Here is a 20,703-nt window from a genome sequence, read left to right as displayed (position 1 = left end):
TCTCGTTAAATACGCCACAATATATAGTATTGATCGAATAGAAATTAACCCTATATAGTGTGTTTGTGGATAACTCTGTGAGTATGCTGGGTAAGGAGAAAAGGTGAAACCAATCGTAATCAAACGGGATGGCTCAAGAGCGCCATTTAGCCGAGATCGTATACAAGCCGCAGTGGAAGCCGCCGCCGATACCGTTGATAAAGAAATTGCCATCTACGCACTCAATGTCGCGTTAGCGATCGAGCTGCAATTATGCGATCACGATGAAGTCCACATCCATGAAATCCAAACCCTAGTTGAAAACGAGTTGATGCAGGGGCCGTATAAGTCACTCGCGCGTGCTTACATTGAGTACCGCCATGACCGTGACATCGCGCGTGAAAAACAAAGTGCACTGACGCGTGAAATTGAAGGTCTGATTGAAGAGAGCAATGTTGATCTCATCAACGAAAACGCCAACAAAGATGGCAAGGTGATCCCAACTCAGCGCGATCTTTTGGCAGGCATTGTTGCGAAGCACTACGCGAAAACCCACATTTTACCCCGTGATGTTGTTCAAGCTCATGAATCGGGCGACATTCACTACCACGATTTAGATTACGCGCCGTTCTTCCCAATGTTCAACTGCATGCTAATTGACCTGCAAGGCATGCTGACCCACGGTTTTAAAATGGGTAACGCAGAGATTGATACACCGAAATCGATCTCGACGGCGACCGCAGTTACGGCGCAAATCATCGCGCAGGTTGCTAGCCATATCTACGGCGGCACCACCATCAACCGTATTGATGAGGTGCTCGAACCGTACGTGATGACGAGTTATGACAAGCACCTAGAGATCGCCAAAGAGTGGGATATTCATGATCCTGAGGCGTTTGCGCGTGCGCGCACTGAAAAAGAGTGTTATGACGCTTTCCAATCGTTGGAATATGAAGTGAACACCCTGCACACCGCCAATGGGCAAACACCGTTTGTCACCTTTGGTTTTGGTTTAGGCACCAGTTGGGGCTCACGCCTTATCCAACAATCCATCTTGAAAAATCGTATTGCCGGATTGGGTAAAAACCGCAAAACAGCAGTGTTCCCAAAATTGGTATTTGGTATTAAAGATGGCTTAAACCACAAAGCGGGCGATCCGAACTACGACATCAAGCAATTGGCGTTGGAATGTGCATCGAAGCGTATGTATCCCGACATCTTGAATTACGAAAAAGTCGTCGAAGTGACTGGGTCATTTAAAACGCCGATGGGTTGCCGTAGCTTCTTGGGCACCTATGAAGAAAATGGCGAGCTGATTCATGAAGGGCGCAATAACTTGGGGGTTGTGAGCCTCAACTTGCCACGCATCGCTATTCAAGCGGGCGGCGATGAGAGCAAATTCTACCAACTGCTGGATGCCAAGCTGAAACTGGCACGCCGTGCGTTGGAAACACGCATCTCACGTTTAGAGAATGTCAAAGCGCGCGTCGCACCTATCCTCTATATGGAAGGGGCATGTGGCATCCGACTAGGTGCCGATGAGCCAATTGCGAACATCTTCAAAAACGGTCGTGCCTCGATTTCACTTGGTTACATTGGTATCCACGAGACAGTGAATGCGCTCTTTGGCCATCAAACCCATGTGTACGATAACAGTGAACTGCGTGAAAAAGCGCTTAACATCATTAAGCATCTTAAACAAGCAGTGAATCAGTGGACACAAGAGTCTGGCTACGGTTACAGCTTATACGGCACACCAAGTGAAAACTTGTGCAGCCGTTTCTGCCGAATCGATACCAAAGAGTACGGTGTGATTGAAGGGGTGACGGACAAAGGCTACTACACCAACAGCTTCCACCTTGATGTGGAGAAAAAGGTTAACCCGTACGATAAAATTGATTTTGAAATGCCATACCCTGAGATCTCAAGCGGTGGATTCATCTGCTACGGTGAGTTCCCGAATATGCAGCGCAACGTCGAAGCGCTCGAAAACGTCTGGGATTACAGCTACAGCCGCGTGCCTTACTACGGCACCAACACGCCGATTGACGAGTGTTATGAGTGTGGCTACAACGGGGAGTTCGACTGTACCAGCAAAGGCTTTACCTGCCCAAGCTGTGGCAACCACGACTCGACCAAAGTATCAGTGACGCGCCGCGTGTGTGGTTATCTTGGTAGCCCAGACGCCAGACCTTTCAACTTCGGCAAGCAAGAAGAAGTAAAACGACGCGTTAAGCACCTGTAAGTGGCCACCTAGACAAGCTGATAAGAAGCCAGTTTGACTGGCTTCTTTTGTCCTCTGTTTTGTTTCGTGTTTAGTTAGCGGCTTTTGTTTTGGAAAGAGCGATGAATTATCACCAATATTACCCCGTCGATGTGGTCAATGGCCCTGGCACGCGATGCACCTTGTTTGTCTCAGGTTGCGTGCATCAGTGTCGAGGCTGCTACAATCAGTCTACTCAGCGTTTGGACTCAGGAGTGTTGTTCACTCAAGAAGCGGAAGATAGAATCATCGCTGATCTTAACGATCCACGTATCAAGCGCCGAGGGTTATCGCTGTCCGGTGGGGATCCGCTCCACCCTGCTAACGTGCCGCAAATCCTTAAGTTGGTCAAACGCGTACGCGCCGAGTGCCCGGGAAAAGACATCTGGGTCTGGACGGGGTATTCCCTAGCAGAGCTTGATGATGCGCAGCGTGAAGTGACGCAGTACATTGATACCTTAATCGATGGCAAATACATTCAAGAGCAGCGCGATCTTAATCTTGAATGGCGGGGTAGCGCGAATCAAATCATCCACACGTTCAAATTGCAGTAATACCTTGGGGTAGGGCTCATTGTTAACTGTATGTGAAAATTTACAAAAGCAATCGATGAAATTGAACTATCGCTCACAAAATAGTTTCTAGAAAGTAGGATTAAATGATAAGTTGTCAGCCATCTTGAATTTCAAAGGGTTGTGACTTTCATGTTTTCTCAATTACCAGCACCTATGCTGGATCCGATTCTTTCTCTCTCTGTTACGTACCGCAACGATCCTCGTGATGAAAAAGTAGACCTTGGCATTGGCGTTTATAAAAACAGCGCAGGTGAAACCCCTGTAATGCAAGCCATTAAACAAGCCCAAGATATTGTCGTCGCGACGCAAACCACCAAATCTTACGTTGGCCTTGCGGGCTGTGAGCAGTTTAACCAGTCGATGATTGATCTGCTGTTGACGGGCACATCGGCAATGGATCGCGTGTCTGCTATTCAAACCCCAGGTGCTAGCGGTGCTCTGCGTATGCTGGGTGACTTGATGAAGGTGGCGCAGCCAAATACAACAATATGGATTTCTAATCCAAGTTATGTGAACCACAAACCTGTGATGGAAGCGGCGGGGCTGAAAGTACGTCACTACCGCTATTTTAGCCGTGACACTAAGCAAGTCGACGTTGATGCGATGATGGCGGATCTGCGCACCGCTGGAAAAGATGACGTCGTGTTATTGCACGGCTGTTGCCATAACCCAACGGGTGCTGACATCGATTTTGACGCATGGCAGGCCATCACCCAGCTGTCGCAGAAAAATGGTTTTACCCCGTTTGTCGATATCGCTTATCAAGGTTTTGGCGATGGGTTAGAGGAAGACGCGAAAGGTCTTCGCTACATGGCAGACAACGTGGAAGAGATGTTGATCACCACGTCATGCTCGAAAAACTTTGGCCTATACCGTGAGCGCACGGGAGCGGCGATTGTGGTTGCAAACACTAAGCAGGAAGCGGACAACGCCAAAGGCAAGTTGATGACCCTCGCGCGTTCCACTTACACCATGCCGCCTGATCATGGCGCGGCGCTAGTGAAAACCATTTTGGGCAGTGACGCGCTGACCCAAGTCTGGAAACAAGAGCTGTCACAGATGCAACAACGTTTGGTTAGCCTACGCAAAGCATTGTGTGATGAACTGAAAAATAGCCACGGAACATCACAATTCGACTTTATTCAGAGCCACAAAGGCATGTTCACTGTGCTAGGCTTTAGCCAAGAGCAAATGACGCAACTTCGTGAAGAATATGGCATTTATGGCGTAGGCGATGGTCGAATTAACATTGCCGGCTTGACGGAAAAAGACATCCCATACGTTGCCAACGCTATCGTTCGTGTCGCGTAAAGACATCTGCGTATTGAAAACTCGCGAGTGCCGCTCAAGATGAGCGGCCATGTTGACAAGATTAGGTGGTCCAATGAATAAAACATGGAAAATCGTCCTGCAGTTACTATTGAGTGGTGGATTGGTGGCGTGTTCAACGACGGGTGAATCAGTGGTTGAGCCTGAGCAAACGCCACAAACGCAGGAGCCGGAAGTGACAACGCCAGAGGTGACGTCACCAGACACCTCGGAGCCAGAGCCGACTGCACCACAAGAGCCTGAGGTCAAACCTGAGCCTAAACCGGAAAAACCAGTGGCACCTAAGCCGACAGAATCGCCGAAGAAAACGGCGGATGGTAAGTTGATGCTTGGTGAACAAGAGTGGGTGTATGTGCCCGGACTAGAAGCGAGCTTTAAAGCGCGTATCGATACTGGGGCGACAACGTCATCAATCAGTGCGGTAGAGGTGTTGCCGTTTGAGCGTGACGGAAAGGATTGGGTCAAGTTCAAAATTGAACACGAGGGTGTAAAAAGCAGAGAAATTGCTTTGCCTGTTCAGCGCTGGGTGAAAATTCGCCAATCAACTTCTGAAGAGTCTGAAAAGCGCGCAGTGGTTGAGGGCTGGATTCAAATCGGTGATGTGAAGGAAAAAACAGAGTTCACATTAGCCGACAGAACGCACTTGACCTACCCAATACTTCTTGGTCGTAGCTTCTTTAAAGACATTGCCGTTGTCGATGTCAGCCGTACGTTTATTCAAGACAAACACAAGTAAAACGCTATGTTTGTCAGCTGAAAAAAAGCCGCTTAGCGGCTTTTTTTATGGATTATCACAAGAGACTCGGTTAGATGACCTTGCCTTAGTCAATGGCCAGCAATTCAACGTCAAAAATGAGTGTCGCTGCGGGTGGGATAGGGCCAGTGCCGCTTTTTCCGTACGCCAATGCGCTTGGAATAAACAGTCTTACTTTGTCACCGACGTTCATGTAAGTCAGTCCTTCTTGCCACCCTTTGATCACTTGACCAAGTTTAAAGCTGATAGGCTCTCCACGGTCGACAGAGCTGTCGAAGACCGTGCCGTCAATCAAACTACCGTGGTAGTGCACTTTTACTGTGCTTGCCACGGTAGGGAATACCGTCCCGTCACCTTTGGTGAGTACTTGGTATTGAAGACCACTGTCGGTGGTGATAACGCCTTCTTTTTGGCCATTCTCAGCCAAAAATGCCTCGCCAGCAGCAAGATTAGCTTCGGCCGCTTTGCTATTCGTCCAAGTACGATAGACAAAAAACACCGCGAGAACCACGATAACGATAGGAATGATAATTTTAGACATAGTAACGTCCTGACAGAGTTAAGGTTGAGCAAGTAAGAATTGGATCGTATTGGCAATGTCGGCAATATCGCTGTGGGCAGAGGTAAGGATGCGATACTTGCCTTTGACGATGAACATTGGCACCGCATTGATCTGCCCTTGAGTGGTCATCTCATGCGCGCGTTCGATCTTTTTAAACAGCTGACTTTGCTGATCATTATCGAGATTGTAAGGGCTGGTTAAGTTGCGAGTTTCAAACGCCGCATCAATCGCTTGTTTCTTGTCATCTAACGATGCGCCATCCCCCATTTGCGCAGCGGCAAACAGTTCCGTCATCATTGCGTGATCCGGTGTATGACCAAGTTGCATTTGCGCGGAGTAGTAAATCATCGCACCCACTTGTGCGCTTTCATTGAACGTGACGTGCACCTTGCCAAACGACTGGCCGACCAATTGTTCAAGTTCAGGTAGCGCCTCTTCCATTTTACGACAGTGACTACAATGTAGAGAGAACACTTCAATAACGGGCTCCACTCGGAAGGTGGAGAGGTTAACGGGGAGTGGTTCGTAGTGTTTGCCTTCGGTGGGTTCGGTTGACTCACTGCATCCGGCTAAGCCAAATGTCAGTATGACGAGTGTCAGAGTAAGGAGTTTGTTCATTATGACTATCTCTGTATGCGCAGGCTTATCGTTCAACGTGACACCAACTCGATTTAACTCATTGGTTTATCGTTGAATTCGCGCTGAGCGTGGAATGAGTTTCGATTCTACTATCGATAAGCCTTGATTCACAAGCTAAGTAGGTGGAGTCGCGACCACCCTTAAAGTCTGTAGGGTGGTAAGAAATATGCGTTTGGTCACGAGAGAAGCGCTAAAGTTCGTGCAAAATGGTCGATATAAAGAGAGTGTTGAGAAGTAACGAGTGATGACGACCATGACAAAATACATTTTGCCTCTACTGTTACTCCTGTCTGGATGCAGTGCCTCTATTCCCAAGGAGTTTGCTCGACTAGGCGGAGATATGTTGGATACCGCTCCGCAAAGCGACTCTGAATTGCGTTATCCAGACTGGGGTAATCCGCCGATGTTATCATCAAACGCTGGTGTACAAGGCCCGATGGGGCAACAGCGCACTCAAAGCTATGGGGACTTACAGAGCTTTTTAGTCAGCAATGGTGTCGATTACGAAATTCTTCCGGGGAATCATGTGATGGTCAAACTTAAAGATACGATCAAGTTCCGCACTGGCTCATCGAACTTATCACCGGATTCTTTATATTGGGTCGATATGGTGGGGCGTTACTTATCGAAACAGCCCGACATCGACATCGTGATTGACGGGCACGCCGATAGTACAGGCAATGCCTCTTTCAATGATCAACTCTCTGTCAAGCGAGCACAAGCCGTAAAAGCGCAACTGGCGCGCAACAACGTATCCATGAACTCTATTTTCACGCGCGGCTATGGAGAACATGTGCCAGCCTGTAGTAATAACACCCCGTCTGGCAAAGCCTGCAATCGACGCGTGGAAGTCCTCTTTATCGTTTCGAATAACTAGCGGGTGATAGCCACCATACGTTATCTCACACTGACCAACCATGAGCCTGACGTTTGTCAGGCTTTTTGTTCGTTCGAAAGTTCTTCTTAGGCCTCTGAGTTGCAATTGTGGCTTGCTCTCCGCGATTTCAGCAACAATCTGGCGATAACTTTCTAACATTTTGTGTTCGAACGCTCATTTGTGGCGGTCGATGCTTTTCTGTGTTCTTGCTTTGTGCACAATGACCTCATAAGACAAAAAGAAAGTAAAGGACCCTACTATGACGGAGCAAAAGTACATCGTCGCTCTCGATCAAGGCACGACGAGCTCAAGAACGGTGGTACTCGACCACGATGCCAATATTGTCAGTGTCTCCCAACGTGAATTCACTCAGATTTACCCGCATGGAGGCTGGGTAGAGCACGACCCGATGGAGATCTATGCCACGCAAAGCTCAACATTGATTGAAGCGCTGACCAAAAGCGGTATTCGCAGCGACCAGGTGGCGGCGATCGGTATCACTAACCAGCGTGAAACCACTATTGTCTGGAACAAAGAGACGGGGAAACCGATTTATAACGCGATTGTTTGGCAGTGTCGTCGCACCGCGAAGATTTGTGAGCAGTTACAAAAGCGTGGATTGTCGGATTACATTCGTGATACCACAGGGCTTTTGCTTGACCCTTACTTCTCGGGCACTAAGGTGAAATGGATTCTCGACAACGTCGAAGGCGCACGTCAACTGGCGCAACAGGGAAAACTGCTGTTTGGTACGGTGGATACCTGGCTCGTGTGGAAAATGACACAGGGTCGAGTGCATGCAACCGACTATACCAACGCCTCACGTACCTTGTTGTTTAACATCAACACCCTAGAGTGGGATCAGCGCATGCTCGACGAATTGGACATTCCGCGTTCCATGATGCCGGAAGTGAAAAATTCGTCAGCGTTGTTTGGTCAAACGAACATCGGCGGCAAAGGCGGTACGAGAATTCCGATTGCTGGGATCGCAGGCGACCAGCAAGCTGCGCTGTTTGGCCAGATGTGTGTGAGTGCCGGCCAAGCGAAAAATACTTACGGCACGGGCTGCTTCTTGTTGATGAATACCGGAAATGAAAAAGTGACCTCGCACAATGGATTGCTGACGACGCTCGCTTGCGGCCCGAGGGGAGAACCCAGTTATGCGCTAGAAGGTGCGGTATTTATGGGTGGCGCATCGATTCAGTGGCTGAGAGATGAGCTTAAGCTGCTCTCTGATGCGAAAGATTCTGAATATTTCGCAACCAAAGTGGCGACCTCAAATGGGGTGTATGTCGTGCCAGCGTTCACCGGTTTGGGCGCACCGTATTGGGATGCGTATGCGCGAGGCACCATTGTTGGGCTAACGCGTGGGACCAGCGCGAATCACATTATCCGTGCGACGTTGGAAGGCATTGCTTATCAAACCCGTGATGTGATTGACGCGATGCAAAATGATTCTGGTATCAAACTCGAAGCGTTGCGCGTTGATGGCGGCGCAGTGGCGAATAACTTCCTGATGCAATTCCAAGCCGATGTGCTGGATGTCGACGTGATGAGGCCCAAGGTCACCGAAGTCACTGCGCTTGGGGCAGCGTATCTTGCCGGGCTAGAAGTCGGTTTTTGGGACAGCTTGGATGAGTTGAGTAACAAAGCAGAAATCGATCGCCAGTTTACGCCGCATCATGATGAAGAGAAACGCCAACGTCGATACAAAGGGTGGAAGCGCGCTGTCAGTGCTGCGCAGGCGTGGGCTGCATTGCATGAAGAGGACGACGACGAATAAAAGAGCGCCCTCGCTACAGTGAGCGAGGGCGTCTGTCTAATTAAATCAAAATTAAGCGGCGCTCGTCACTTTTTCAGCGCTGCTTTTTTTTTCGCTTTGCATTTTGGCAAGGAAGTAGACGTTCACACAAGCGATGAAGCCGTTGGTGACCACTACTGGCCACGCATCAATCATCAAGCCGTAAGCGGTGAATAAGCCACAACCAACGAAGTTTAAAATGCGAAGCTTAACGATATCTTTCATGGTAAGTGAGATAGCGACCATGATAGACGCCGCGTAACCCAAAATTTCAACCATATTCATGTCCATAATTTGACCCTCATAATGTATCTAGGCAGTGTCTGTGCCCGACCCAATTCTTCTCGTCATGAGATAAGTGAGGAAGCTCCGTGCCTCGAATGGTCAGTTGATTAACTGTGGTGGACTATAGCAGGGTGAAATGTGTGACGAAACCCTCAATTTGCGTAACGGAGAAGGTTAGCGATTACGCAAACGTTTTACGTCAAGAGACAAAGGAAAATAACGATTTGTGTTGAGCTGCAAAGACGTTGAGACGTAAAAAAGCCCGCAGGTGATGCGGGCTCGATAAGCAGTAAAATGACGCTGAGGGTTATTTCTTCCCTTGTGCCACTTTATCTTCTTCGGTGAGCTCGCGAATACGGCGGCTGATTTCACGGCGTTCTTTTGAAATTTCAGCACTTTTGATGATGTGGTCATCGACGCGATCTTCGTAATCCGCTTTCATGTTTTTGATGATTTGCGTGATCTCTTCGGTGGTCATGGTTGGCTTGATGTAATCCAGTAGGTTATCGAGCAAATCGACACGCTTCTGGTTATCACGAACTTTCTTTTCGTTGTCTAGAAGTTCACGCTTGAGTTTATTTTTACGACGAGCCTGAGCTACGATTTCAAATACACCACTCATAGTAGGTTCCTTTCCTAATTCTCATAAAGACTGACACGATTAAATCACATCATGTCGCAGGTGAATAGTCTTTAGATCAATCATTACAGCATGTTGACGCTTTTATCGCCGGTCACTCTGGGCAAGAGCAACGCAGTGATTGAGCCCATAGGAAAGTTCAGGCTATTATCAGGGAACCTCTTCAAACTGGATTGTTTTCAACATTCACTATGTGTCAATCAATGCTACGTCACTCGTCTATTTTATTTAACCTCGCTTCCGTTGTTGAAGACGACATTACTACTGCTGTTGAGGCGTCACCGAAGACAGAGAAAGTGGCCAACGCGTATCGCTCTGAACGTACGCGTCAAGAGATCACAGAAGTCGAACTCAACCGTAGCAAGATAGTGATGATGGACAACAATGGTAATATCAAAAGAATCCCACTCATTGGTGAGCACTAGCGCATGACATTGCGTTCAAAGTGCGACATCAAGAGCCACGTTAAGGATCTAACATGAATATAGAACTGACCCCTTTAGAAGCCCGAGTGATCGGTTGTCTCATCGAAAAAGAAGTCACGACACCGGACTATTATCCACTGACACTCAATAGCTTGACAGCGGCCTGTAATCAGAAAAGTAACCGTGAGCCTGTTATGGCGCTTAGCGACTCAGAAGTGCGTGATGCGGTCGATAGCTTGATTGCCCGCCGTTTGGTCAGCGATGAAAGTAGCTTTAATAGTCGAGCGAATAAATTCCAACACCGTTTTTGCAACACTGAATTTGGTGATTTGAAATTAACCGATCAAGAAAAGGGACTGGTGTGCTGCCTATTGCTCCGCGGTGCGCAAACGCCAGGTGAACTTCGCTCTCGTACCAATCGACTGGCTGAGTTTGCAGATGTGAAAGAAGTAGAAGCGCTGCTCGACAGCATGGCGTCGCGTGAGGAGGGGCCTCTTGTGGTTAAGCTCCCTCGTGAGCCTGGCAAACGTGAATCTCGTTATCAGCATCTATTCAGTGGCGCTGTCGATATCGACGTTATTCATCAAAGCCCTGTTTTGGCGCCGGCAGCCGGCGATTCTGACGCACTGCAACGCATCGAGCAATTAGAGCACGAAGTCGCAGAGCTCAAAGCCTCCCTTGAGGATCTGAAAGAACAACTTGCGTTATTGACGTCATAACAGATGGAAACAAGCGATAAGGAAGCTCCGTGCTCGGCGTGGTACGTCTATTTTGTCCGTACCCGCTCAAACTCACTGTATTGTGGGATAACCACAGACGTCGAGCGGCGATTCTCCGAGCATTGCGGCGGAAGAGGCGCCAAGGCGCTGAAAGGAAAAGGACAGCTAACCCTTGCCTGGTGGAGCTATGTCGCGGACTCGCGCAGTCACGCCAGCAAGGTGGAAGCGCGGTTAAAGAAACTGAGCAAAAGCAAGAAGGAAGCAATCGTATCTGGTCACTTGTTATTCGCTCAGGCGATTGATGCTTGATAAATAAAAGATTTACCTTATGGTTTGCAATATTTTGTATTAACCTTAGAGATGAAATCATACTAAAGGTTGATATGGATATGAGACTAACAACGAAAATTTCATCAGTGGCAATGTTAACAGTACTTTCGTTACCAGCGAACAGTGCGACGTTTGTCGCGGACGCTCGCGGCAACGGTATGGGCAACACAGGCGTCACGAGCGCTGACTACCTGCTCGGAGCGTTTTATAACCCTGCTTTAGTGGCCGTTCATCGTGAAAATGACGACTTTGGTTTATTGCTTCCATCGATTGGGGCAAACGTTCGAGATGGAGACGAATCGCTCAAAGTGATTGACGATTTGCAAGACACGATAGACCGCTTTGACCCGAATAATCCAGATCCTGCAACAGAGGATCAGCTCAACGCCTACTTGGATCAATTGGCGGATGATAAACCATTAGGTGTGAATGGTGGCGCAGGCGCTGCAGTTGCGTTTCCCATCAACACCCTGTCAGCAAATGTCTTTGTGCGCGGTTACGCGGATGTAATAGGCAAAACCAACATTGCTGACGATTCAGACACTCAGGCCCGTTATGAGAACTCAACTGTTAATTTGTGGGCCTTTGGTTACACAGAGGTGGGTGTGGCTCTTGCAAAGCGCATCACGCTTGGTGGTCAAGACATTGCCATAGGTGTCACGCCGAAATACCAAGAGTTGAGAACCTATAAAGAGACGATTTCCGTCGAAGATTTCGATATTAGTGACTACGATCAAAGTGAAAACAAGCAGAGTCACTTCAATATGGACCTCGGCTTTGTCTGGTTCTATCAAAACTTTCGTTTAGGCATAGCAGCAAAGGATCTGTTTAGCAAAGATATCGAAACTTTAGATGGGCTCGATAAATACGCTTTTAATACTCAGGTCACCGCTTCGGGTTCTTACGTATCAGACTATTTTGTTGCGGCATTGGATGTTGATCTTACCAAACAAGAGCGCTTCGAGGTATCTGCTCTAGGTGTAGAGGATGATACCCAGTTTGTACGCTTCGGTATTGAAGGCAATGCATTTGGCTGGGCACAACTGCGCTTAGGTTACCAAGTTGATTTAGAAGAGACGTTAGACGATTCAGTGACGGTTGGCTTGGGTATTAGCCCCGGTGATTTAGTCAGTCTTGACTTTGCTGGCAGTTACGCGGGCGACAACCAATTTGGCGCGTCAGCAAATTTGGCATTTACCTTCTAAAATATACTGTTAAGACTGATCAAACAAACGCTTGTTTGATCAGTCTTTGAGGTTAACGTGGCGACAAAAGCCTGTTACTGTACAAAAGCTCGTTAAACGGCGTATTTGGCAACAGTTGGCTAGAGTATAATGAGAAAAAACAATAACCTAATAAAAAAGCTTGGTGCAGGATTGGTGCTGTTTTCTGTGGTTACCACAGCGCAGGCCACGCAGGTACTGGATGGGTATTGGCAATATGATCAATACTTGAACGAATTTCCAACACAGCGAGTGCTAACCGAATCTCTTGGGGAGGCAGTGCGAAACGCGCCGGTTCCACTAGCGGCTAAGCAAGAGAAACCGATTTCTATTTCTGTTATCTATCCTGGTCAACAAGTGTCCGATTATTGGGTGCGTAACATCAAAGCTTTTGAAATGCGCTTAGATAGGCTGGGCATTCGTTACGAAATCAATCAGGTATTTACCCGACCGAATGCGGATGTTCGTCAGCAGAGTTTGTCATTACTCGAAGCAGTACAAAGTAAAACTGACTATTTAATCTTTACCCTTGATACCACTCGACACCGAAAGTTTATTGAACACGTATTGAGTTCGACCGACACTAAACTCATATTGCAGAATATCACCACACCAGTTCGGGCTTGGGCCGATCAGCAACCTTTTTTGTACATCGGATTTGACCATGTCAAAGGTACGGAGGTTTTAGAGCAACGCTATAAAGAAGTCACGGACAAGCAAAGCCGTTACTCAGTGCTCTATTTTTCTGAAGGTTACGTCAGTGATGCGCGAGGTGATACCTTTATCGAGGCGATGAGTCACCATGACAATTATGTGTTGTCTTCATCGTTTTACACTCAAGCGACGCGTGAGTCAGGCTACGAAGCGGCAAAACTGGCTTTAGAACGCGATCCTTCGATTGAGTTTATGTATGCATGTTCAACCGATGTGGCACTTGGCGCATCAGATGCGCTTAAAGAGCAAGGACGAGAGGATATCTTGATCAATGGTTGGGGTGGAGGTAGCGCCGAATTAGATGCGCTTGCCGATGCTCATTTGTCGTTTACTGTAATGCGCATGAATGATGATACTGGCATCGCGATGGCAGAAGCGATCAAATGGGATCTAGAGAGTAAACCGGTTCCGCAAGTATACTCCGGTGATTTTGAATTGGTCACAGCAGGTGACGATTCCGAGCGTGTGCGGTCGCTAAAGCAGCGCGCATTTAGGTACTCAGATCAACGATGAGTAAAACCGTGAGTCGTAGCAAGCACAAACTTGCCACCTTATTGACTAACTCAATTTTCTTGACCATTGTGTTTTTAACCATGGTCATGCTGGTGCAAAACTACCAAGTGAATCAACAGGTGGTTGAGCAAGAAGTGGCGCGTTCCAAGCAGCAAACTCAGAGCCTTGTTCAGGAAAATTTCAATTACCGCTTGAGTGCACTTGAGATCCAGCAAGACAGCTATAGCTTAAACGATGGTTTGTTCGAGGCTGTTGCGCGAAAAGACGACGACGCCGTCGTCCGCATTTTTGACGGCATTGACCAACGCACCCCCAGTCTTGCACCGGATTTTCGATTTGTCGCCTCGCGTGATCAAGTTGTCTGGGCGGATTACAATTTTCAATTTTATGGTATCACCCAAGCGCAGATCCAACACCTCCATGATGAGACGGTGGCAAGTCGTGCTTGGCGTTTAGAACAATTGCCGACGCCACTCGGCGTGCGTTATGTCCTGCTTCGGCGCACCGCCATTGTTAACTTAGATACTGGTGAAGTGTTTGGCCACGCATACATCGCTGTAGTGTTGAATGACAACTTCTCCTGGGTCAACTCGATACTTAAAGCAAGTAACGCCAATGATTTGATGTTTGTCGTGGGTTCAGACATTATCGCATCGAGTACAAAAAACAGCGATTTGCGCCATATAGATTGGCTTGCCGCTGCCTCAAAGTCATTCAATGCCAGTGAATTTACGGTGTCAAAAACCGATTTAACCATCAACGAATCGCCCACTTATTTGTCGGTTTATACCATCCAGAGCAATGAACACATCATGTTGTTTGTGAAAACACGCTACATCTGGATGGTTGTGATAGCTGTACTCATTGTGACGATTACGGTATCGACACGCTATTGGATTGGACGTCGCTTATCGAGCGAACTGCAAACTTTGATGGATTACACGGAAAGCACATCCGAGTCGATGACACTCGAGCCTTTTCCGGGATCCACAATTAAAGAGTTTGACCACATAGGTCATGCCTTTCAAAGCTCGTTTCAACGTATTCGTCAACAGGAGAAGCAGTTCACTGATTTGTTCAACTTCTCCCTCTCTCCAATCATGCTTTGGGACGTCAATGGTGAGTTGATTCGTATGAATCCTTCTGCAGAGCGCGCGTTTCGAGAGAGCAGTCGCGTCACTGAAGGGGGAGCAAGCATGGTTGAGTGTCTTACCCCTCACATTCGAATGTGCGCTAAAGGCGCAACGCTCACCGGCATTAATACCAACATAGGCACTAAGACGTACCGGTGGAATCTGTCTCCCATTCATGTTGATAACACAGAGCTACAAATCATGGCTCAAGGTCAAGACGTGACCAGCCTGATTGAGGCCGAAGAGCAGAGTAAGCGTGCCCGAGAAGAGGCCCTTGAATCAGCGCGTATGCGGGCCGATTTCCTAGCAAAAATGAGCCATGAACTACGCACGCCACTCAACGGTATTTTAGGGGTTTCACAGTTACTCAAACATAAACTCAAAGAGCCGAGCAATATCGAGAAAGTCGATGTGCTATGTAATAGTGGCGAGCACTTGCTGGCGGTGCTAGATGATATTTTGGATTTTTCCAAAATTGAGCGTGGAAAATTTAACATCGAACGCATTGATTTTAAGCTGAGCGAGCTCACCAGTGCGGTCGACAATATTTTTAGACCACTATGCCAAGAAAAAGGTATCGGTTTTGTTGTGGAAAGCAATTTCTCTGACCAAGTTTGGGCGCACAGTGATCAAGTTCGCTTGAATCAAATACTGTTTAATCTCGCCAGTAATGCGGTCAAGTTTACACATGATGGGCAGGTGACGGTGCGTATTCACCTAGTGGGTGACGAAGACGAGCAGTTACTCGAGATCGTCGTCGAAGATACTGGAATTGGGATTGACGGTGAGCGGCTTAAACACATTTTTGAACCGTTCGTCCAAGCTGAATCGACGACCACTCGCGAATACGGAGGCAGTGGCTTAGGTTTAGCTATCGTACATAGCTTAGTGGAAATGCTCGATGGTACCGCGGATATTGAGAGTATCAAGGGCGAGGGGACGATCTTTTCTGTTCAACTGCCTATCCACACTAAAATTGCCGATGAAAAACAAGCACAAAGTGGATTGCAATTTGATCCGAAAACCTTGTTCGATCGCGCGCTCTCAGTATTGCTTGTTGAAGACAACCATACCAATGCCTTTATTGCCAAAGCCTTTTGTGAAAAGTACGGCATGGAAGTGACGTGGGTAAAAGATGGCTACAATGCCCTTGAGTTGTTGCAAGCTCAGGTGTTTGATTTGGTATTAATGGACAACCAACTGCCGAACCTCGGTGGCATCGAAACGACGGCAAGAATTCGCAGTGAACTCCAATTAACCGTGCCTGTTTTTGCTTGTACCGCAGATGGAATGGAAGATACGCGCAGAGCCTTTGAACAAGCTGGGGCGAATTACGTCATCGTCAAGCCGATTAAAGAGTCGGCATTGAATGTTGCGTTCCACTACTTTAAACAACATTTCTATACCTAGTTGAGCCAGCCTATTTTCGTTTGGTAGGGCGTGATCGGAATGTAAGAGGTGGCCTTAAAACTTCGAATGCAAATGCGCTTGCTCTAGAAACAACGTCTTTAACTCTTCAGTTAGCTCAAGTTCAGGGCTAAATTTTATGCCTAATTTATGCCCCGACTTTTCCTTGTTGATACTGACAATGGAGTATTTGGGCGGCTCAGGCAAGGTTTTCGATAGGTCATTGTGTAACTCTATGGCGCTGCTGGTGGAGAGTTCGTTTTCACCAGTAATAAACACCGCACAGCCTGAAACAGATACATCGACGATCGTTGCCTGATAGCTGACGTTGTTTGAGCGTATCTCGACAGGCATATGAACAGAGAACCGTTCATGATCGCGGATGGTTTTGGTGGCGAAATGACTAGGCTCACGGACGCACAACATGTGGCAAGGTTGATTCAGCTTGCACATCACAGACGATTTAAACGCAACCACATGGCCGAGTTTACTGGCGGTGATTCCTCGAACAATCACTTCAGTGTTGGTCAATTTTCGCATGATCAGCGCTTCGGCGGCCTTTTGAGGAAAATCTAAAACGAAGAATTGAGATTCTTTATGGCCAATGTAGCTCGATGTAAAGCTAAACTCATCGTTGGGGCCAAAATTGAGTGTGACAGACAGTTTCACTCCTGGTCTAAGCAGTGTGTACAGTTCGTCGAGCGTTTCGTGGGTGTGAGTCATAGGTATCATGTAACCCTGTATCAGGTTTCTTGTTAATCACTATAATGAAACCTGACACATAATAAAGCCGCAATCACGAAAAATATGACACCGATTTGTGATGCTGTTACACAGCGCCCTCATAAATAGGCGCGTCCTGTTTGCAATGACAAATCGCAATATAGTCACTGATGGCGTCAATTTGCTCTTGAGTGCACAATAAATGCAATTTTGAGCGGCGCGTCAGTACATCGCCTGCTTCATACCCCATCTCTGTGGTGATGAGAAAATCGATTTCTCGTTGATAGACACCTGGCGCAAACTTCATTCCCAAGTCTTGCTCTTTTTGCGCATTACCAAGAAGTAAGAAGACGCGCGAACCATAGGCTCTTAACCAACGATTGAGTGTATATGAATCGAGATAGGGAGCCTTGGTTTGCAGTGCGGACTTCGCATCTTTCCAATCAAAATCTAAACCACCCGGTAAAGGTGTCTCTGCTGTCCAAGCCGGTAATACCTCCAAATATTGACTGAGTTGCTCCATTGCCGCTTCAGCCAGTTTTCGATAAGTGGTCAGTTTCCCGCCAAAAACGGACAGTACAGGCGCATCGCCATTACGCCCATCAATAGATAGCGTGTAATCACGAGTGATGGCTTGGGGTGAGTCGGACTCATCGTCACACAATGGTCTTACGCCGCTGTAGTCTGAAATGATGTCTTGAATCGAAAGTTGGTGACGAAAATGTCGGTTTACTACGTCAAGTAGGTAATGTTTCTCTTCATCGGAGATCGCGACGTTACGTGGATCTCCTTGATACTCGACATCAGTGGTCCCTATGATTGAAAACTTCCCCATGTATGGAATAACGAAGACGATGCGTTTATCTTCGTTTTGCAGAATATATGCTTGAGGTTCATCGTGAAGTTTTGGCACGATGATATGCGACCCTTTAATCAGGCGGATGCCATAGGGCGAAGTAACGTTCGCTTGCTGAGTGAGAAATTCTCTCACCCAAGGACCTGCTGCATTAACCAGTGTTTTACTTAGACGCTCGTGTGCAACGCCGGTGCGTTTATCGTAGAAAGTGACACGCCATAAGCCCTTGTCTCTGACTGCTGAGGTCACTTCACAATAGTTGCTGACTTCGGCACCATTTTGTTTCGCGTGGAGAATATTCTCAATTACCAAGCGTGCATCATCCACCCAGCAATCGGAATACTCAAAACCGGTCTTTATGTCGGCCTTGGTAATGTTCTGGTTGTCGAGCATGATCTTTTGGCTCGCGGGTAGGGTGGTTCTTTTGCCAATGTTGTCGTAAAGAAACAGCCCAATTCGGATCATCCAAGCCGGCCTTAAAAATGGTCGATGCGGTAAGCGAAAGCGCATTGGGAACGCGATGTGTGGGGCTTTCTTGAGCAACACTTCACGTTCGGCGAGCGCTTCCGAAACTAAACGAAACTCGTAATGCTCTAAATATCTCAGCCCGCCATGAATCAGTTTTGAACTCGCAGAAGAGGTCGCACCGGCAAAGTCTTGAGCCTCATATAGCCCAACCTTTAACCCACGGCCTGCTGCATCCGCGGCGATGCCCGCACCATTGATTCCGCCACCAATGACGATAACGTCCAATGGTTCATGGGGGGAGTGTGTCAACAAGCTTGCGTCCATTAATTTTCTCCAAAATGCTCATTCGCTCATTATTATGTTCATTTAATCACGAAAAAACAGGTTCGAATAGAGATGAAATGAAAAAAGTTTGAATATGATCCAATCAGACTATCGAACGAATGAAAAAAAACCTCGGCTGAGCCGAGGTCCTAAAACTTTTCATCAATGCGTGGCGTTTATTTTCGGGCGAGTTTTTGATGGGCTCTTGAGAAGTGATCCGCACAGAATGCGCCGACAATGGAAAGCTCACCCGCCAGGCAAAGTGCGGCGGCCATTTCAGCGAGCGCTTTTGCGTGGCCAGCACCATACAGCCCGAGAATTTCCAAGCAGGCTCTTTGGCTCGGCAGGCCAGTCCCACCGCCAACGGTACCCACCATCAAGTTTGGCAGTGTGACGCTAGCATAGAGGTCGCCTTGTGAGTTGACTTCCATTCGAGTCATTCCGATGGCGGATTCAGCGACGCAGGCTGCATCTTGACCACATGCGATATACAAAGCCGCCAGTGCATTCGCATAGTGGGCGTTGACGCCAATACTGCCAGACAACGCAGCACCAGTTGTGGTCACTTGTCCAAAGCGAGCCATTTTTTCTGGCGTCGTATGCAAGTAGCGTTCAACCAGTGCCCGTTTTATCGTGACTTCTGCGGTCACTTTTTTGCCTCGTACATGGCGTAGAGTGTAGTTATTGGCTTTTTTATCCCCTGACAAATTGCCGTCGAGAAACGCTTCTTTGGGTGCTATGGGGGTGGTCTTGAGGATGTGGTGATAAACCTCATTGGTCGCGATAGTCACCATGTTTTGCCCACTCGCGTCGCCCGTGTGGTATTCAAACACCAAGTAGACGTGGTTCCCCTCAATATTGACATTGATATCATGCAACTTACCGTGAGAGGTCGTGGTCTCGGCAATGTGTTTGAACTGTTCATATTGGGTGGTGACCCAAGCGACAAACTGGCCCGCCTCAGCCAGCGTTTCAAACACAAACACCGGCGTGCGTGTAACGCCTTCGTTGAGCAGCATTGCGCTGGCCCCGCCCGCCTTAGTGATCAACTGAGCGCCCCGGTTGTATGACGCGACAAGAGCGGCTTCGGTGGTCGCCAGTGGAACCAAATAGTCGTCTTGTGCGTGTAGGCCATTTACCCGCAACGGGCCGGCGATGCCTACCGGGACTTTTACCGTGCCGATGAAGTGCTCGATATTACGGTCAAAAATGGCACAGTTTTGCTCAGTCTGATCATCAAGCAACAATGAGCGGTCGGTGAGCGCCGAGAGTGTTTTCCACCGTTGGTTTAGCGCTTTCTCGGAGATGTAAGGGCTCGGCGTCAATCGGCGTGACGGTTTTCCTTCTCGAGGCGCAAGTTGTGAGGTTAAGTCATACTCCTCATCTTGCGTCTGGAAAGGCGTGTAGGTGTTCGGGGCGGCGTGATTCATTTTTGGCATAGTGATAAACGTACAAAAATAGTGATAAACGTACAAAAAGTGTTAGGCATTCTAACGGGGTGAGGTTTGAACTCAATACCGCATCAAGAGGCAGCGAAACAGGATAGAAGAAAATGGGCAACTGGCTGCGCGAGTTGGCGTTGGGACAAGGTCTTACACATGGATATCTAATAAGGTTCCAATCATATCTTGATCGCGTTGAATGACATTCGTACCGATTTTGCTGTATTGCTCCGCTTGTGTCAGCTCAGCGAGCGGCTGGATGTGGTCAATTACCGGTGCTTTGAATTCGACCTTATTGAAATCGAGGGATTTGTCTTTAAGTGGGATCGGGGCATTGGTCTGGTTGTTGATTTCGAGCGCAGCCTCTTCAGCCATGCGAGATGACTGGTCGATGATATGATAGCCAGATTGTATTGCTGAAACAGACATAAGCGCCTCCACTTACTCTAAGCTTAAGGTGTCTGCCTGCATTGAGCAAGTTTGATTACGAAAAGAGGCTTGTGATCATATCCAGCTCATCATCTGAGATAATCGATTCACTAGGATGATCCAATTTGGCGTTGATATCGACAAGAAGTGCGCGTAACTGCTGAGGTGATAGGCTCTGCAGCTGCGTGCGGATAATCTCAAATTGTTGTGGTGACATATTATTAACCCCACTTAGCATCATGTGCTCAAGTTCAGTTGTGAAAGAGATGTCTCCGTTCATCGTCTTACGCCTG

The 20,703-nt window shown here is 47.8% G+C and carries 21 protein-coding genes; 12 read left to right on the top strand and 9 right to left on the bottom strand.

Features of this window, described 5'->3' with window-relative positions; translation table 11 throughout:
- Window positions 1-103 precede the first annotated feature (103 nt).
- The 4 genes from nrdD (at window position 104) to AC6R03_RS12100 (ending at window position 4,882) form a co-directional block, all read left to right on the top strand.
- On the top strand, window positions 104-2,224 hold the full coding sequence (nrdD, locus tag AC6R03_RS12115; RefSeq protein ID WP_500631343.1) for an anaerobic ribonucleoside-triphosphate reductase: 2,121 nt from the start codon (window positions 104-106) through the stop codon (window positions 2,222-2,224).
- A 101-nt stretch (window positions 2,225-2,325) separates the two neighbouring features.
- Window positions 2,326-2,796, top strand: a complete 471-nt coding sequence (gene nrdG, locus AC6R03_RS12110; RefSeq protein ID WP_500631342.1) for an anaerobic ribonucleoside-triphosphate reductase-activating protein — start codon at window positions 2,326-2,328, stop codon at window positions 2,794-2,796.
- Between the two features lie 150 nt (window positions 2,797-2,946).
- The gene (locus AC6R03_RS12105) at window positions 2,947-4,128 is read left to right on the top strand and encodes an amino acid aminotransferase (protein WP_500631341.1); all 1,182 of its coding nucleotides are present in this window, start codon (window positions 2,947-2,949) and stop codon (window positions 4,126-4,128) included.
- A gap of 73 nt (window positions 4,129-4,201) precedes the next feature.
- Window positions 4,202-4,882: a putative ATP-dependent zinc protease gene (locus tag AC6R03_RS12100; RefSeq protein ID WP_500631340.1), complete on the top strand. Its 681-nt coding sequence runs from the start codon at window positions 4,202-4,204 to the stop codon at window positions 4,880-4,882.
- A gap of 85 nt (window positions 4,883-4,967) precedes the next feature.
- Here the strand turns inward: AC6R03_RS12100 and bamJ are convergent, their stop codons facing one another.
- Both bamJ and AC6R03_RS12090 read right to left on the bottom strand, forming a co-directional pair.
- On the bottom strand, window positions 4,968-5,441 hold the full coding sequence (gene bamJ, locus AC6R03_RS12095) for a BamJ family beta-barrel-assembly machinery protein (protein WP_500631339.1): 474 nt from the start codon (window positions 5,439-5,441) through the stop codon (window positions 4,968-4,970).
- Between the two features lie 18 nt (window positions 5,442-5,459).
- Window positions 5,460-6,080 carry a thiol:disulfide interchange protein DsbA/DsbL gene (locus AC6R03_RS12090; protein WP_500628310.1) on the bottom strand — a complete coding sequence of 207 codons (621 nt, stop codon included), beginning with the start codon at window positions 6,078-6,080 and terminating at the stop codon, window positions 5,460-5,462.
- A 274-nt stretch (window positions 6,081-6,354) separates the two neighbouring features.
- On the opposite strand from AC6R03_RS12090, the gene AC6R03_RS12085 reads away from it, so the two are divergent.
- Both AC6R03_RS12085 and glpK read left to right on the top strand, forming a co-directional pair.
- Entirely contained in the window at window positions 6,355-6,978 is a 624-nt protein-coding gene (locus AC6R03_RS12085) for an OmpA family protein (RefSeq protein WP_500631338.1), read from the top strand.
- Window positions 6,979-7,237: 259 nt separating this feature from the next.
- Window positions 7,238-8,761, top strand: coding sequence for a glycerol kinase GlpK (gene glpK, locus AC6R03_RS12080; RefSeq protein WP_500631337.1), 1,524 nt, complete (start codon window positions 7,238-7,240; stop codon window positions 8,759-8,761).
- A 51-nt stretch (window positions 8,762-8,812) separates the two neighbouring features.
- On the opposite strand, the gene AC6R03_RS12075 is transcribed toward glpK, so the two are convergent.
- Together AC6R03_RS12075 and AC6R03_RS12070 are read right to left on the bottom strand one after the other, a co-directional pair.
- Complete coding sequence (locus AC6R03_RS12075; RefSeq protein ID WP_334551815.1) at window positions 8,813-9,070, bottom strand: YgjV family protein; 258 nt, start codon at window positions 9,068-9,070, stop codon at window positions 8,813-8,815.
- A gap of 301 nt (window positions 9,071-9,371) precedes the next feature.
- Entirely contained in the window at window positions 9,372-9,686 is a 315-nt protein-coding gene (locus AC6R03_RS12070; protein WP_500631336.1) for a DUF496 family protein, read from the bottom strand.
- 221 nt (window positions 9,687-9,907) lie between these two features.
- Here AC6R03_RS12070 and AC6R03_RS12065 point away from each other — a divergent pair, with 221 nt between their 5' ends.
- The 6 genes from AC6R03_RS12065 to luxQ all read left to right on the top strand — a co-directional run bounded on the left by AC6R03_RS12065 (window position 9,908) and on the right by luxQ (window position 16,171).
- Complete coding sequence (locus AC6R03_RS12065) at window positions 9,908-10,129, top strand: hypothetical protein (RefSeq protein WP_500631335.1); 222 nt, start codon at window positions 9,908-9,910, stop codon at window positions 10,127-10,129.
- A gap of 53 nt (window positions 10,130-10,182) precedes the next feature.
- On the top strand, window positions 10,183-10,848 hold the full coding sequence (locus AC6R03_RS12060) for a YceH family protein (RefSeq protein ID WP_500631334.1): 666 nt from the start codon (window positions 10,183-10,185) through the stop codon (window positions 10,846-10,848).
- 3 nt (window positions 10,849-10,851) lie between these two features.
- Window positions 10,852-11,157 (top strand): GIY-YIG nuclease family protein, encoded by a 306-nt coding sequence (locus AC6R03_RS12055; RefSeq protein WP_500631333.1) that lies wholly within the window; start codon window positions 10,852-10,854, stop codon window positions 11,155-11,157.
- Between the two features lie 80 nt (window positions 11,158-11,237).
- Entirely contained in the window at window positions 11,238-12,383 is a 1,146-nt protein-coding gene (locus AC6R03_RS12050; protein WP_500631332.1) for a conjugal transfer protein TraF, read from the top strand.
- Between the two features lie 129 nt (window positions 12,384-12,512).
- Complete coding sequence (locus AC6R03_RS12045) at window positions 12,513-13,628, top strand: autoinducer 2-binding periplasmic protein LuxP (protein ID WP_500631331.1); 1,116 nt, start codon at window positions 12,513-12,515, stop codon at window positions 13,626-13,628.
- Window positions 13,625-16,171, top strand: a complete 2,547-nt coding sequence (gene luxQ / locus AC6R03_RS12040; RefSeq protein WP_500631330.1) for a quorum-sensing autoinducer 2 sensor kinase/phosphatase LuxQ — start codon at window positions 13,625-13,627, stop codon at window positions 16,169-16,171. The genes AC6R03_RS12045 and luxQ overlap by 4 nt, the downstream gene beginning before the upstream one ends.
- A 54-nt stretch (window positions 16,172-16,225) precedes the next feature.
- Here the strand turns inward: luxQ and AC6R03_RS12035 are convergent, their stop codons facing one another.
- From AC6R03_RS12035 to AC6R03_RS12015, 5 genes are all read right to left on the bottom strand, one after another.
- The gene (locus tag AC6R03_RS12035; RefSeq protein ID WP_500631329.1) at window positions 16,226-16,891 is read right to left on the bottom strand and encodes a PilZ domain-containing protein; all 666 of its coding nucleotides are present in this window, start codon (window positions 16,889-16,891) and stop codon (window positions 16,226-16,228) included.
- 106 nt (window positions 16,892-16,997) lie between these two features.
- Window positions 16,998-18,539, bottom strand: a complete 1,542-nt coding sequence (glpD, locus tag AC6R03_RS12030; RefSeq protein WP_500631328.1) for a glycerol-3-phosphate dehydrogenase — start codon at window positions 18,537-18,539, stop codon at window positions 16,998-17,000.
- 176 nt (window positions 18,540-18,715) lie between these two features.
- The gene (locus AC6R03_RS12025; RefSeq protein ID WP_500631327.1) at window positions 18,716-19,978 is read right to left on the bottom strand and encodes a hydroxymethylglutaryl-CoA reductase; all 1,263 of its coding nucleotides are present in this window, start codon (window positions 19,976-19,978) and stop codon (window positions 18,716-18,718) included.
- Between the two features lie 153 nt (window positions 19,979-20,131).
- The gene (locus tag AC6R03_RS12020; protein WP_500628300.1) at window positions 20,132-20,410 is read right to left on the bottom strand and encodes a hypothetical protein; all 279 of its coding nucleotides are present in this window, start codon (window positions 20,408-20,410) and stop codon (window positions 20,132-20,134) included.
- Between the two features lie 55 nt (window positions 20,411-20,465).
- On the bottom strand, window positions 20,466-20,690 hold the full coding sequence (locus tag AC6R03_RS12015; protein ID WP_500631326.1) for a hypothetical protein: 225 nt from the start codon (window positions 20,688-20,690) through the stop codon (window positions 20,466-20,468).
- Between the last annotated feature and the right edge of the window lie 13 nt (window positions 20,691-20,703).

It is taken from the genome of Vibrio sp. R10-SG-ISO4, from assembly GCF_059834135.1.
This window is presented reverse-complemented; position numbering and strand designations above follow the sequence as displayed.